The organism is Alteromonas sp. H39, assembly GCF_047556435.1.
Lineage (GTDB): Bacteria > Pseudomonadota > Gammaproteobacteria > Enterobacterales > Alteromonadaceae > Alteromonas.
Genome location: NZ_CP180210.1, coordinates 3,391,392 through 3,405,665 on the forward strand (window position 1 = coordinate 3,391,392; position 14,274 = coordinate 3,405,665).

Here is a 14,274-nt window from a genome sequence, read left to right on the forward strand (position 1 = left end):
GGCAGAGCGCGCTACAATGCACCATTATCGTGCAACAGGAGACTTGCTCGGCATGCAAGCCACCGAGTTTGAAACAAAACAGCTGCTAAACAGCCTTAATACCGCGCTTGTCATGATCGACAGGCAGCTGAATATTACCTATGTCAATCATGCTGGCGAAGCGTTGTTTGAAACAGGCAGCAAGCAGTTATCAGGACATCCCCTATCCGAATGTTTTATGCCGGAGAGCATTGATACATCACGATTGCGGGCAGCCTTTCGGCGCGGCGAAGACTTTACCGAAAACGAAGTCAAACTGTGCTTTAAAGATAACCGCTTTGTGCTGGCAGATCTAACCGTAACTAATTTGCATATTGACGATCAGCCGCACCTGTTGTTCGAAGTCAAAAAAATCGATCAGCAACGCAAAATATCCCGAGAAAATCTGCAACATGCTCAGCACTATGCGGCCAGAGAATTGGTTCGTGGGTTGGCACATGAGATAAAGAATCCGCTGGGTGGCATTCGGGGGGCCGCGCAGCTGCTGGAAAAAGAGCTTCCGGAAGAACACAAAGAATTCACGCAGATGATCATCGAGCAGTCTGACCGCCTGCGTAATCTGGTAGACCGGCTGCTTGGGCCAAACTCTCTGCCACGCCTGCAGTGGAGTAACCTGCATCAGGCACTGGAGAAAGTCCGTAGCCTTATGAACGTAGATGCCAGTAATGCCATTACCATCATTCGGGATTACGACCCCAGTATTCCGGACATTCATATTGACCAGGACATGATTCAGCAGGCCGTACTGAATATCATAAGAAACAGCGTACAGGCGCTCACCGAAAACCGCACGCCGGATCCGCAAATTACCATCGTCACCCGCATAGAGCGACAAATGACCATTCAGGGAAAACGCCACCCGCTGGTCGCTAAAATAAAAATCGTCGACAACGGGCCGGGCATCCCCGCCGCGATTAAAGACACACTGTTTTATCCCATGGTAAGCAGTAAACAAAACGGCAGCGGGCTTGGACTATCCATTGCGCAAACGCTGATTAATCACCATGGTGGAAAAATTGATGTAGACAGCCACCCTGGCCACACCGAATTTGTACTCTACCTCCCTATCGACAGAAAGGAGCCAACGAATGAATAGCGAATCCGTATGGATCGTTGATGATGACAGCTCAATTCGCTGGGTCATTCAAAAAGCGCTGCAGGCCGCAGATATTGCCTGTCACTGTTTTGAAAACCCACAGGATCTGTTACTTCAGCTACAAAGCGGACAGTCGCCTGAGGTTATCATCTCGGATATCCGTATGCCTCAGATGGACGGCATGACACTGCTTCAGGAAGTGCATGCAATCAATCCAATGATCCCGGTTATTATCATGACCGCCCACTCTGATTTAGACAGTGCAGTGAATGCCTATCAAAGTGGTGCGTTCGAATATCTGCCAAAACCTTTTGATATTGATGAGGCGGTTACGCTCACCCAGCGGGCACTGGCACATGCACGGGAACAGACGCATCAGAACCAGGTTCCGCAAGATGAAGCGGTTACCGAGATCATCGGTGAAGCTCCGGCAATGCAGGAGGTGTTTCGCGCCATTGGCCGTTTGTCGCGCTCCTCTATCAGCGTATTAATTAACGGGCAGTCTGGTACGGGTAAGGAACTGGTAGCCCATGCGCTACACCGTCACAGCCCGCGCGCGGCCAATCCGTTTATTGCATTGAATATGGCGGCAATCCCTGCCGATCTGGTCGAGTCTGAACTTTTCGGACACGAAAAAGGTGCCTTTACAGGCGCGCAGAATGCGCGCCAGGGACGTTTTGAGCAGGCCAACGGCGGCACGCTGTTTCTGGATGAAATTGGTGATATGCCACTGGATGTGCAAACGCGATTACTGCGGGTACTTGCCGACGGTCAGTTTTATCGCGTGGGTGGTCACCAATCGGTATCTGTGGATGTCCGCATTATTGCGGCCACGCATCAGAATCTTGAAAAACGCGTGATGGAAGGTAAATTCCGGGAAGATTTATTTCACCGCCTGAACGTGATCCGCATCCACATTCCGTCGCTGTCTGAACGCCGGGAAGATATTCCGTTGCTGGCCCGCCATTTCCTTCGCAGGGCCGCCAAAGAGCTAAACGTGGAAACCAAATCGTTAAGCAAAGAAGCCGATAAGCTGATGATGCAACTGCCGTGGCCGGGTAACGTACGTCAGCTTGAAAACGTGTGTCGCTGGTTGACCGTCATGGCGAGTGGACAGGAAGTCTTACCCAGTGACTTGCCACCGGAAATTCATTCTGAAGGTACCGCCGAGAAAGGGAATGCGCAAAGTGGAGACTGGCCGGAACTACTTGCACGGTGGACGGATAAACAGCTTCGAGACGGGCATTTCAATATTCTCAACGATGCGATGCTGACATTTGAAAAAATCATGCTGGAACGTGCATTGCAGCATACGCACGGTCACAAACAGGAAGCTGCGAAACGGTTGGGTTGGGGACGAAATACGCTGACGCGAAAACTAAAAGAGTTGGATGTAAAGGCCTGAAGACCAGCTTCGCTTTAGTGGTACTTGCCACTAACCACCTTACAAAAAGCAGGACGTCATGTTCCTGCTTTGTTGTTGGCAGAATATGTTGTAGCAACGTGAGTATCACCGCTGGCCATGATGATTGCGGCGACGCCCTGAATTGCAATTTGCCTTGAGAGGCCGCAAGGTCTTGTGTCACCATCAGCCCTGAACGTAGTGCCCCCAATCAGATTAACTATGAATGGCCTTTCGTGAGAAGTCCCGTCATCGCCTGATTGAACAATCGCACCCACTTCATGCTGAACTGCCCTTTAGCAGACCGGTTAATCTGAATTACCGCCTGCTTTTTAGACAGCTGATTTTCCTTGTTGTGTGCTCTTGAGTGAGTCATCGCATCATAGGTATCTAAAATCGCCAGCAGTTTGGCACCATCACAAATATCGTCCTCTTTCAGACCCAGCGGATAGCCCGTGCCATCAGCTCGCTCATGGTGCTGCATCACAATTTTACGTGCCAGATCCCACTGGTCCAGATGTTCCAGCAAACGTGAACTTTTGTACACATGAGAGCGCATGAGATTAAACTCGATATCAGTCAGTGCTCCTGATTTATGCAGCAGCTTCAGCGGCATGAATGCCATGCCAAAATCGTGGACGTAACAGGCAACAGCCAGCTGGTCTTCCTCTATCGGACTTCCGGCAATCTCGTTAATATGAAGTGCCAGCTTGGCAATTCGATCACCACGCCCGGCCCAGTAGTTCGAGCGATGTTCAATGGTCTGCATGAGGTCGCGAAAAAACAAAATGTCCAGCTTCTTTTCCGAGCTCATGTCTTTTGGCAGCGCGGTGGTAGCGAGTGTCGGCGGCTTTATCACCTCAGTCTCACCCGCCTCATTCTCTCTGACATCCAGCTCGGGGTTCAGAAGCAATACAGCGTCGGTAAGCAGTCGCTCATGCTCTTTGTGATTATCCGGTTTAACCCTGTCGATGGCCATGACCAGTTGTTCGTGCAGCCTGGCGTCATATTCCGCTTTTCCGTTTGCCATCACTGATTCAACAAATGCTTTTACGCGATCCATCGTCAGCAGTACCAGATCGCTCATGGTACTGGTGTACTCCACCTGCCCTTTACGAAGAAAGTCGAGCAAATCCTCTACGTGCTGCAGCAAAGGAATGAGCGGAGAAAAATTTACCAGTCCTAAATCCCCTTTGATGGTGTGTATTGAGCGAAACAAGGCCCGCAGAAGTTCATTATCTTCAGGCCGCAGCTCCAGCTCGATCAGCGTTTGCTCGCTGGCCTCATAGAGCTCATTTATTTCCTCCATCAAATCTGTGAGGATATCGTCTTCAAGTTCTTCAGGAACAAAGATCTGCATGGTGCTTTACCGCTTAAAAGAGAATAGAACGCTGGTGAAGTTTATATCATTTTACTATCGGTACCGCGAATTCCAGCATTAACTTTTTCGACCTCAGCATGCGGGAAAAAGTAACATCTCGACTCATCGGACATGTGAAGGGCACGGTTTCCCTTATACTGCGCCGCAAATCTGAAAAAGGAGACCCCGTGCTCGCACTAATCCGCATTATTGTTCTGTTTGCAGCCTTTCTCATCATTAATCTGGTTGTACTGTTGGTTTGCATTGCCCGCCCTTTCCATAAAGACAATGTTAACTTTGCTGGCCGCGCCTACTCGACGATGGCGCGCATTGTTGGTCTTAACATCGTGATAGAAAAATCAGACAAGCTTAAAGCTGATGAGCCTTATGTCTACATCGCTAACCATCAGAACAGCTTCGATATCATCACCATCAGTAAAGCCGCCCAGCCGGGAGTTGTCACGGTAGGTAAGAAAAGCCTGAAGTGGATCCCGGTTTTTGGCCAGATTTACTGGCTGTCCGGCAATATCATGATAGATCGCAAAAATTCTGGTAAAGCACGCGGTACACTGGATATCGCAGCCAGAAAGATAAGGAAGAAGCGCACATCGGTATGGCTGTTTCCGGAAGGCACACGAAGCAACGGGCGTGGCCTGCTGCCGTTTAAACAAGGCGCGTTCAGGCTGGCAAAAACCACGCAGGAACGTGTGGTGATGGTTACCGCCAGCAATCTGCACCAAAAAGTAAAATGGAACAGGTGGAATAACGGCACTGTGCTCATCAGCATTGATGAACCGATAGAAATGACTGACGACAAAACGATTAAGGAATGGATGCAGTTTTTCCATGACCGCATGAAAGAAAAGCAAGCCGAGCTCGATGCACGTGTCGCTGAAATGGATAAAACCAGTTAAACTTGGCGCAGAATTTCATAACGAATAGTGACAATGAGCCAATTTGACGAAAGAGAAGAGTGGTACGAATTTAATCAGGAAACCATTGACGCTTTACTGGAAGACGGCAGTGAGGCAGATGCTGACTACTCGATTGAACACCATCTAGCCTCGAATGATTTTGACGTGCTGGAAAAAGCCGCCGTTGATGCGTTTAAGGCCGGCTTTGAAGTGACAGATGCCGAAGAGCTTATGCTTGACGATGGCGGCACGATTTTTTGCTTTGACGCGATTGTCGAGCGCAAACTCTCCCGCGAAACGCTGGATAAAGACACTGACGCGCTTTTAAAAATTGCGGACAAGCATGGCGTGCACTACGACGGCTGGGGCACCTACTTCATGCCCCGCGGCGACGATGAAATGGATGACGAAGGCGATTTCGAGTAATTCTGAATCCTTATAAAGGGCGACACGGATTCACCCGTGTCGCCACACCTGCCTCTGACCACGCAAACTCCCTCTGACACGTTTATCTACAGCGCCTGACTGCATTTGACAACCATTGTCGTGCCACTATTGGACTGTGTTTTTCGTACCCTTTCCCGCCATTCCGAATCAGACATTTCAATGGTCGCTTCGTACTGATAGCGGAAGGTAAGTCGTTGAAAACACTCAAAGGCTATTATTTATAATAACGGACGCTCGTCAGCTCTCGATTTTTTAAGCTCAAAAATCTATTGCTCCTTGAAATTGTTTCCTTTTAGCGTTTCTTCTCTCATTTTGTTTCACTGCCTCTGTAAATACGATGATATTCGGTTCAACGTAGCAGCGGGATTGTCATACTTACTTACAACTCTTATGTACAAAATATTTAACTTCAGGTATAAGATTTATTCCATACAGTTAAATTTAATAAACATAGGTATCCGTTGATGATCGCGTTCAGAGAGAAAAGCTTATGGGTGTCGTTACTGATTACTCTGGTAATTGCCGCTATTTATGGCGACAACATTTATTATTTTTTAAGAGCAGGGCAAGAGACAGATTCACAAGCTGTAGCGGCTTTGATAACACGTGTTGTCATCGCCTTTATCGTCTTGGAGATTGTGTTGCACATCGCGCTGGCAATGGGCGAGCAAGAGGGAGCGAATCTTCCCGAGGATGAACGTGAACGCAACTACCGATTGCTTGCCAATGACGTTGGTTACTGGGTTCTTTCAATTGGTGTAATAGGATGTATTCTGCAACAAATGGCGAATAGTTATATTGATGTACAAGGGTCTTATCCGGCCTTTTTGTCATCACCTATCGAACTGAAGCTTATCGTAGTATTTTGGGTTTCCGAAGCGGTGAGATTTGCCACAGAGATTTATTATTATCGCAAGGAGAGTTGATGTCTGCGCAGTATCACATCACTAACACAATTAAGACGCTACGCTTCTTTGCCAACGAAATGACACAACAAGAGCTTGCGGCCAAAGTTGGCGTAACACGCCAAACCATTATGGCGATTGAAAAGGGAAAATATTCCCCTTCACTTGAAGTGGCATTTAAAATTGCACTTGTATTTGGCCGACCTTTTGATGAGGTGTTTGCATACGAGAAGATCACCAAGTAGTGAAGTTGCCGGGCGTTTTATTCGGTTTATGTGTTCTTTGTACTCATGCAAAACGCACTCAGATTGGTACCGTTGCAAGCGCGAACAGATTCTGCGTAAAAAACCATGCTCTTACCTACCGCTGGGCAAATAACCTGAAACCGAAGCTTTAAAAAATCGCAAGACGTCTGGTCCTCATCTATTCCGTTGGGTGATATTGGCTATGAAAGCAAACAGGCAGATTTACGCCCCGTATGTACTACGTTAAGTAGCCTGGAATTTCTGCCTGGGGAACAATGTTTACATCAATTCAGACCCAGCGCCTCTTGGGTATTAATTGAGCTAACGCCGAGTTGTTCGGCTTTTATCACATCGACTGAATCGAATTGGATTTTACAGCCCGCGTCGATCATATCGAGCCAGGCCTTACGCAATGCATCCGGGCGCTTGCCTGTCCAAAACGATTCGGTTTTTTTGATATACGCGACCACCGGTTCGATGTAGCCATCGCGGTAGAGTTGACGAACAAGATCAAAGTCTGGGCCGAACGTGTCCAGAAGTGCTGAGTCGACATCATCTATTGCGTCGTGAAGTGCTTCCGATACACGATCGAAGTCGCCTTCGCGATAGGCAATCCATGCCCTTGCAATAGCAATATAATGATTTTCAGTACTAAACCCATCGTAAACCTCGCCAGCTATTTGTTGCTCCCGGCTCATCTCTCTGGCGTGCGAAAATGCGCGGTCAATTTTCAATTTAACCGTTTCAACCGGCTCAAATTGCGCGCTGTATTTTATGTGTCGACTTAAGTTAGTGATCACCTGATACACGCTACCATTGGTTGACAGACTCAATTGATAGTCTCGCAGTGTATCGTTCAATAACCGCCGGTTTCTCGATTCGAAATACTCAAAGCGCTGCTCGATATATTGGTGATATTCAGGATCTTCACACCCTTGCAAATACGCTGCATGACCTTTGAAACTCAACGTAATACCGATGGAAAAAAAGATAAAAAGTATCTTCTTCAAAGCGGTCTCAGGCTGCATTGAAGTTACCCTTCGTACTTCGAAGTCATTGGGATTGCTCGTAAGTGAGACTTCACTACCTGCCAATATCCATTAAGCCTACTTTGCGACCGGCGTACCGTCATCATTAAACTTTGCAATATCAGCCCCTGACGCTTCCCACTCCTCGCGCTCTTCCTTAGTGGCTTTGGGCGAGAACCAGCCCACGTAGGCGTAAAATATTCCTATCAGCGGGGCCGTCCAACATGCAAATGCCAGAGGGATATACAGTAGGTTTTCCAAATTATCACCGGAAATGCCCAGCCCCAGAGCAGAAATAACGAAAGCACCACCGGCATTCCAGGGGATCAGGGGCGACATTAGCGTACCGCCTTCCTCGATGCCCCGTGACAAATTCAGCGTAGAATACCCCATGCCCCGATAAACAGGAGAAAACATCCGCCCTGGCAACGCCACCGACAAATAGGGGTCGCCCGCTACCAGATTGGTTGAAAACGCCGTTCCGACAGCGGCAACCTGTGTACCAGCAAACGTTTTCGCTTTGCTTTTTATCGAATTAATAATACTTCGCAGACAGCCCGTGGTTTCTAACGCGCCACCAAACGCAAGCGCAATTAGCACCAACGATATATAGTCCACATCATAGACTGAACCCCACCACGATTAAGCAGGCTGTCTATTTCGCTTATATTCGTTTGAATAGCATAGCCGTTGTTTGCATAGTCAAACACAGCCTGCAGGCTCTGTCCTTGCATTATCATGGCAAACGCACCACCTACCACTACACCCGCAAATAACGCAGGCAGAGGCGGGATTTTTTTCATAGCCAGCCCCATTACCACAAGAGCGGGTAACAGTGCCCAGCCAGAAATAGTGAAGTTATTTTCTAACGCGTTGGTTATCCCTTCTATTTTTTCAAACGACACACTTTGTGTATCAATCACAAAAAAACCGACGCCGATATAAATCAGAAACGCGATTAACATGGCAGGAATGGTGGTGGCCATCATATTTTGAATGTGAGAAAACACGTCGGTTCCGGTCACTGCGGGTGCAAGATTCGTTGTATCAGACAGCGGTGATACTTTGTCACCGAAAAACGCACCAGACACCACCGCACCGGCCGTCCAGTACATGGGGATATCAAACCCTTCGCCAATGCCCATCAAGGCGAGACCAACCGTACCAACACTTCCCCAGCTTGTGCCTAAAGACACTGACACCACTGCACAAATGATCATTCCCGCGGCTAAGAAAATTTCAGGAGATAAGGTTTTTAGCCCATAGTAAATAATGGTGGGTACGGTTCCGCTCGCAATCCATATACCAATAATCATACCCACAACGATGAGCACACTGACTGACGGTAACGCCACATGGATAACCTTGAAAATGCCGGCTCGCACCTCCTCCCACGTAAGGCCAAGGTAAATACCCACAAAACTCGCCAGCGCTACCCCAATAGCAAGCGGAATATGGGGCTCAAATACGCCGAAGTAAAATATCTGTGTACCCAGTATAATAAGCGTTAATACAACAGGCGTTAGTGCAAGTAACAGGTTTGGCGTAGCGCGCTGTTGTTCGGTCATATATCTGCCTTTTATTTGAAACTGGTGACATAAGCGATCTTCTGGCTGCATAAAGCACGGGAAGAACCGCTGTCATCAAGCCGGTGATTGTTTGAGATAATTTATTGATTACGGGGCGACTCACGTAATAGTTCGGAAAAGCGCGACAAACAAGTCGTGAAGGCTTATTACCTCATGGAAATAACAGCAGAGGCGCCGTGTAACACTTCGAACCTCAAGGCTGCAGCGCGTAATAGACTTTTAAATGAAGCCCGATGTATCAGCTCGGCCTGAAAGCATGTAAAACATATGATATTATTTATTAATTCCTGCCTCTAAGAGGAATTCACATAGTGAAGACGTTTGAGTATGAAACACATATTGTTGGGGGCTTTTTCAAACTTAGAGACGTTAAGGCCCGCAATGTCCAAACCCTTTGCAATGCAAAAGGAGAAGCTGGCTGGGAGTTGACAGCAATGACCTACGACTGGTTTTTTGTGTCTTATACTCTAGTGTTTAAAAGGGAAAAGTAATCCGTACATTACCTAACACCATGATCAGCGTTAGCTCGGTATAACATACACCTCAAACTCATCCCTTCGTGTTTCTGCAAACGGCTTGACATATAAGACGGATGCTTGCGGTGTAGCAGCACTTCACTTCATGGCAGGGTTGATACCAGCTACTACATTCATCACATCGTCTAACCCTGCTCATTTTTTGATAAAAACAATCTAACCCAAAAGACTGGCGCACGGCCTACACTCAGTCTCCCCACATCGATTGAACAATAAATCATGACTAACTCTATAACGCAGTTCTCAATTCCTGTCGTTCTTTGTACGGCGATTTTTGCCGGGTCAGTACTGGCTGATACCGCCGGTGAAATTACCCAACTCATCAAAGATGACAATGCCTATATATTGAAAAACCTCAAATCACCTCGCGGCGGTATACCAAAAGCTGGCTCCCACCAGTTCTGGTCCAGTGGCGGTTTACTCCATCATATTCCTGCCGATGTACCGGATGCCGAGTTTGAATCGTTCGGGTTACAGCCCAAGCACATAGAAGTCATTACACTGGAAGAAGGCAAGTACGCGGTTGCCATGTACTACTCCGAAGGGAGTTTTCACCCCAAGGGCAGTGATAAGGTATCCCATTACTTCACGCGGGTTACTGAGGTCTATATAAAAGAAGACGGTAACTGGAAAGTCAGAGCATCACATTATTCTCCAGTCACCGGCGGAGCAGGTACCAGCCAAACCAGTGTGGATTAAATCGCGCTCGCTGCTGATACGCCGTCTCCCGGTTGTTCAGCAGCTCCTCCTTCTCGCTTCGCGGGCTACCGGTCTACAGCCATACCGGGATTAAACTGCTGCGGGGTACCAACGTGCAGCCCTGATAACGCGTGATCTGGTTTCGGCGGCTACACAATGCCATGAGGTTCACTACGAACTGCTGTTTAGTGCGCCAGCCTGTTACTGTCATCTTCCTGTTACCGGTGTGGTGGTCTCACTGTCATCTGCGCCCCTCCATTGTCATCGCTGAAAAGACGAGTTTGCCCCCGGCCACCTGACAACGTATGAATCTAACGATCCACATTGGCGTGCCGCTTTCAGAAAATTAAGTTTCGTTTCAGTTTTCGTTCATGTTGTTAGCGTCACAATTTGTCATAACGTCACCCGAAAGGGACTTTCCGAAGAGGAACGAGTTATGAGAAATGCAATGTTTACAAAGTTACTTATTGCTGCCGGTTTGCTTGCGTTGACAGGCCCCACTGCTGTGCTTGCTGAAGAACGTAAAGTCACGACCAAAGAATACCAGTTTAAAGAACCGGTAGAAGCCGCGGGGCAATCTACCGCAAACACTTCGTCTAAAAAGAAGGGACTGGAAACGTTAAAAGGCAAGTCCAGAGAGAGTATTCAATCGCTTAATGATACCGAGTTCTGGATATACGACAGCTGGGTAACCGTGCAGAACGATTACGATTATGACGGTTACTACACCACGCTGAATATTGAGTTTGATGCTGACACCGTGTTTTCTCAGGTTCCTGTCTATGCCGTCATCTACTTAGGTAAAAATGATGTGTTCGACTCGATACATGTCACATCGGTATTCAATATTTATGGCGACGACAGCAACGACGCGTTCATAGTTGAAAGCGACCTGGTATCCGGCTTTCCTCCTCGCGATTACGAAATCCTTATTGAACTGTATGACGCCGATCACGATGTGCTGGTAGCTGCATCTGACGGATACTGGGATGCGGACCTGGCCTACGTTAGTCTGGAAAGCGAAAATTATGATGTGGTAGAAGAAACCGTCGTGGTGGTAGAGGAGCATGGTGGCACATTATTTATCCCTGCCCTGCTGGCACTCTTTGGTATCGCGCTATATCGCAGAACAAAACAGTGAAAATGGGTGTCGCACCATTTATTTGACCTCACACTACTGACAAGTAATACGGCGCCCGCGGGCGCCTTCTTTCATGACTGTCGTAACAAATAGATTGCTAGTGGCTATGCGATATCTTCGATGCGTCACTCGCTTTTGTCGTCCGTATCGTTTTCCTGTAATTCAATCTCAGTGATCACTTTCTCAGTAAGCTTTATCCGCTTATGTTTTAATAAGGCATCACGCAGCACGTACTCGATTTGTGCGTTTACGCTGCGTAATTCGTCATCCGCCCACCGCTGCATCGCAGCAAGGACTTTTTCGTTAATACGAAGTGGATACGCCTTTTTCTTATCCGCCATGATTTCCCCGATGTGGCTGCATTTCGTCAGCCTTACCTGACGCCGTGTGTACAAGTGGCCAGGCAGCAGCTGTATTTGATAGCGACAGAGGCGTAAAAAGTCCGGTGCGTGGCGTATCTGAAGACCCCCTCAGCAGTACGTCAGTGGTTTCCCCGGTTTTCACGCCGACGCTTCGTGTGTCTAGTACAAACTGCCTGAATTCACTACTGGCTGAGGCGCTTTATCACCGCACAATACAACCAATAAGTTACTCACCATATGCGCTTTGCGCTCGTCATCCAGGTCAACAATTTCCTCTGCAGACAGTTTGTTCAGCGCCATCTGAACCATACCCACCGCACCATCGACGATTTGTGATCGAGCCGCAATAATGGCGGCAGCCTGTTGACGTTGCAACATGGCGCTGGCAATTTCCTGTGCGTACGCAAGGTGACTGATGCGTGCCTCATGCACAGTAATGCCGGCCTTAGCCAGTCGTGCCTGAATCTCTTTTTGCAGGCTGTCAGAAATCTCAGATGGATGACTGCGTAGCGCAACCTCAGCCTGTTCATCGTCACGAGGATCGTAAGGAAAGCTGCTGGCCATATGGCGGATCGCCGACTCACTCTGTATGGTCACGAAGCTTTCATAATCATCAACTTCAAACACAGCTTCAGCCGTATCGGTAACCGACCACACTATGATGGCTGCAATTTCGATAGGGTTTCCCTGATTATCGTTCACTTTGATTTTCGCACTTTCGAAATTTCGTATGCGTAGCGACACCGTACGGCGCAGAAATAGCGGGATCGTCCAGCGCAACCCGTCACGCCTTTCGGTACCAACATAACTTCCAAACAGCGTTAATACCTTGCCCTGATTGGGCTGAACCATAAAAAAGCCGGGCCAGAGTACGGCAACCAGAATCATGGCGACCATTGGTAGTATTCCCGCCTGTTGAATAAACCAATACACGCTAAGCAATTGACAGATAGGCAGTACAATCAGCGCCATCACATACCCGTTAACTGAAAATCCTTGTTTTTCGTTCATCATACACCTAATAAGTGATATCATTTTGATATCATATTAATCACCTTAAAAAATAAAGCAATAAAAATGAATACAATTACACCCGACTAAGGAGAATTATCAGACCAGACCAAACACCAACGTGAAATACTTGTTATAACAGGTGAATATTTTGGAAACCTTAGCAAATCAGTGCCAAACTACTCTCACTTGTACTCTTTCTACTTGCAGGTTTTGATGAGTCGCCCAACAGCCTTACCTGGTAACAGCATTAACCGCCGTCGTCGCACACTATTGAAGGGTGGCATACTGTGCCTGGCTGCTGGTAGCGTGCCCTTCGCAATTGGAAAGCCTAAACCAACGGTCAGGGTGATGGGCACGCATGTGACCCTTCAGGAAACATTGCGTCAACGTGCGATGGAAGATCTTGGCATCAACCTGCAGTTTGAGCCAAAAGGCAGTGCAGCAGTACTTCAGAAAGCGTCTATGAATCCCGGCAGCTTTGATCTTTATGAACAATGGTCAAACAGTATCAATGTATTGTGGCGCTCAAGGGCCATCCAGCCTATCGAGAAAAAGCGTCTGCGTTACTGGGAGGAGATCAACCCACTGAGTAAAACCGGGAAAATTGTCGAGAACGCCAGAATGGGCGCCGGCGATGCGCCACACAAAATTCTTCATATTCAGGATGATGGTACGCTGGGCACGACACATACCGATACCATCAGTTTTCTCCCTTACGTCCATAATGTCGATTCATTCGGTTACGATACAAGCCGCACCCCCGAAGAGGTAGATATCAATAATGAAAGCTGGGGATGGATGCTGGAGAGCCGTTTTTCAGGTCAGGTGGGTGTAGTTAATGATCCTACGATAGGCTTGTTCGATCTCGCTCTGGCCGCACAAGCCAAAGGATTCATTCAATTTGAAGACATTGGGGCGATGACCGAATCAGAGCTTGACGAACTTTTTACCATTCTCATTGAGTTGAAGCAGTTACAGCATTTCAGCGGTTTCTGGACCTCGGTACCTGAGTCAGTTCAGTTTATGAAAAGTAAACGGGTGCTAATTGAAAGCATGTTTTCCCCTGCGGTCTCTGCATTAAACGGACAAAATATACCAGTTCGGTTTGCCGCCCCCAAAGAGGGGTATAGAGGGTGGCATGGTGTGATGTGCCTGTCTGCTGCAACAGAGGGAAGAAGTAAAGATGCTGCTTATGAATATATGAACTGGTGGCTTTCCGGCTGGCCCGGCGCATTTATCGCGCGGCAAGGCTACTATATTTCGAATCCACAGCGCTCAGCACAATACCTCAGCCAGGCAGAATGGGACTACTGGTACCAGGGCAAGCCTGCTACAGAAACCTTATTGGGAACAGATGGGAAGCCTTCTGTGAACAAAGGGGAACAACGCAGCGGCGGAAGTTATGAAAGCCGGTTTAGTAATGTCGCTGTATGGAATACAGTGATGCCCACCTATGAATACAGCCTGCAAAAGTGGTATGAATTCATTACATCGTAA

Annotated in this window: 13 protein-coding genes and 1 pseudogene; 9 read left to right on the forward strand and 5 right to left on the reverse strand. The window is 47.9% G+C overall.

What is annotated here, in order from left to right; genetic code table 11:
• Positions 1-52: 52 nt before the first annotated feature.
• Together glnL and glnG are read left to right on the forward strand one after the other, a co-directional pair.
• Positions 53-1,135, forward strand: a complete 1,083-nt coding sequence (glnL, locus tag ACLBLI_RS14860) for a nitrogen regulation protein NR(II) (RefSeq protein ID WP_414828372.1) — start codon at positions 53-55, stop codon at positions 1,133-1,135.
• Positions 1,128-2,540, forward strand: a complete 1,413-nt coding sequence (gene glnG / locus ACLBLI_RS14865) for a nitrogen regulation protein NR(I) (protein ID WP_414828373.1) — start codon at positions 1,128-1,130, stop codon at positions 2,538-2,540. Before glnL ends, glnG begins: the two co-directional genes overlap by 8 nt.
• A 217-nt stretch (positions 2,541-2,757) precedes the next feature.
• Here the strand turns inward: glnG and ACLBLI_RS14870 are convergent, their stop codons facing one another.
• Complete coding sequence (locus tag ACLBLI_RS14870) at positions 2,758-3,897, reverse strand: HD domain-containing phosphohydrolase (RefSeq protein ID WP_414828374.1); 1,140 nt, start codon at positions 3,895-3,897, stop codon at positions 2,758-2,760.
• Between the two features lie 188 nt (positions 3,898-4,085).
• Between ACLBLI_RS14870 and ACLBLI_RS14875 the strand changes: the two genes are divergently transcribed.
• The 4 genes from ACLBLI_RS14875 (at position 4,086) to ACLBLI_RS14890 (ending at position 6,408) form a co-directional block, all read left to right on the forward strand.
• Positions 4,086-4,811 carry a 1-acylglycerol-3-phosphate O-acyltransferase gene (locus tag ACLBLI_RS14875; protein WP_414828375.1) on the forward strand — a complete coding sequence of 242 codons (726 nt, stop codon included), beginning with the start codon at positions 4,086-4,088 and terminating at the stop codon, positions 4,809-4,811.
• 33 nt (positions 4,812-4,844) lie between these two features.
• Positions 4,845-5,237: a ribonuclease E inhibitor RraB gene (gene rraB / locus ACLBLI_RS14880; RefSeq protein WP_414828376.1), complete on the forward strand. Its 393-nt coding sequence runs from the start codon at positions 4,845-4,847 to the stop codon at positions 5,235-5,237.
• A gap of 485 nt (positions 5,238-5,722) precedes the next feature.
• Positions 5,723-6,184 (forward strand): hypothetical protein, encoded by a 462-nt coding sequence (locus ACLBLI_RS14885; protein ID WP_414828377.1) that lies wholly within the window; start codon positions 5,723-5,725, stop codon positions 6,182-6,184.
• Entirely contained in the window at positions 6,184-6,408 is a 225-nt protein-coding gene (locus tag ACLBLI_RS14890) for a helix-turn-helix transcriptional regulator (protein ID WP_414828378.1), read from the forward strand. The genes ACLBLI_RS14885 and ACLBLI_RS14890 overlap by 1 nt, the downstream gene beginning before the upstream one ends.
• A gap of 284 nt (positions 6,409-6,692) precedes the next feature.
• On the opposite strand, the gene ACLBLI_RS14895 is transcribed toward ACLBLI_RS14890, so the two are convergent.
• The gene (locus tag ACLBLI_RS14895) at positions 6,693-7,418 is read right to left on the reverse strand and encodes a hypothetical protein (RefSeq protein WP_414828379.1); all 726 of its coding nucleotides are present in this window, start codon (positions 7,416-7,418) and stop codon (positions 6,693-6,695) included.
• Positions 7,419-7,514: 96 nt separating this feature from the next.
• A pseudogene (gene nhaC / locus ACLBLI_RS14900) lies at positions 7,515-9,004 on the reverse strand (Na+/H+ antiporter NhaC).
• Positions 9,005-9,780: 776 nt separating this feature from the next.
• Here nhaC and ACLBLI_RS14905 point away from each other — a divergent pair.
• A complete protein-coding gene (locus ACLBLI_RS14905) occupies positions 9,781-10,260 on the forward strand; it encodes a hypothetical protein (RefSeq protein ID WP_414828380.1) in 480 nt (159 codons plus the stop codon).
• 436 nt (positions 10,261-10,696) lie between these two features.
• The gene (locus tag ACLBLI_RS14910; protein WP_414828381.1) at positions 10,697-11,401 is read left to right on the forward strand and encodes a choice-of-anchor H family protein; all 705 of its coding nucleotides are present in this window, start codon (positions 10,697-10,699) and stop codon (positions 11,399-11,401) included.
• 125 nt (positions 11,402-11,526) lie between these two features.
• On the opposite strand, the gene ACLBLI_RS14915 is transcribed toward ACLBLI_RS14910, so the two are convergent.
• Both ACLBLI_RS14915 and ACLBLI_RS14920 read right to left on the reverse strand, forming a co-directional pair.
• Positions 11,527-11,742, reverse strand: coding sequence for a hypothetical protein (locus tag ACLBLI_RS14915; protein ID WP_414828382.1), 216 nt, complete (start codon positions 11,740-11,742; stop codon positions 11,527-11,529).
• Between the two features lie 180 nt (positions 11,743-11,922).
• Positions 11,923-12,798: an SPFH domain-containing protein gene (locus ACLBLI_RS14920; RefSeq protein ID WP_414828383.1), complete on the reverse strand. Its 876-nt coding sequence runs from the start codon at positions 12,796-12,798 to the stop codon at positions 11,923-11,925.
• Between the two features lie 192 nt (positions 12,799-12,990).
• On the opposite strand from ACLBLI_RS14920, the gene ACLBLI_RS14925 reads away from it, so the two are divergent.
• Complete coding sequence (locus ACLBLI_RS14925) at positions 12,991-14,274, forward strand: ABC transporter substrate-binding protein (RefSeq protein ID WP_414828384.1); 1,284 nt, start codon at positions 12,991-12,993, stop codon at positions 14,272-14,274.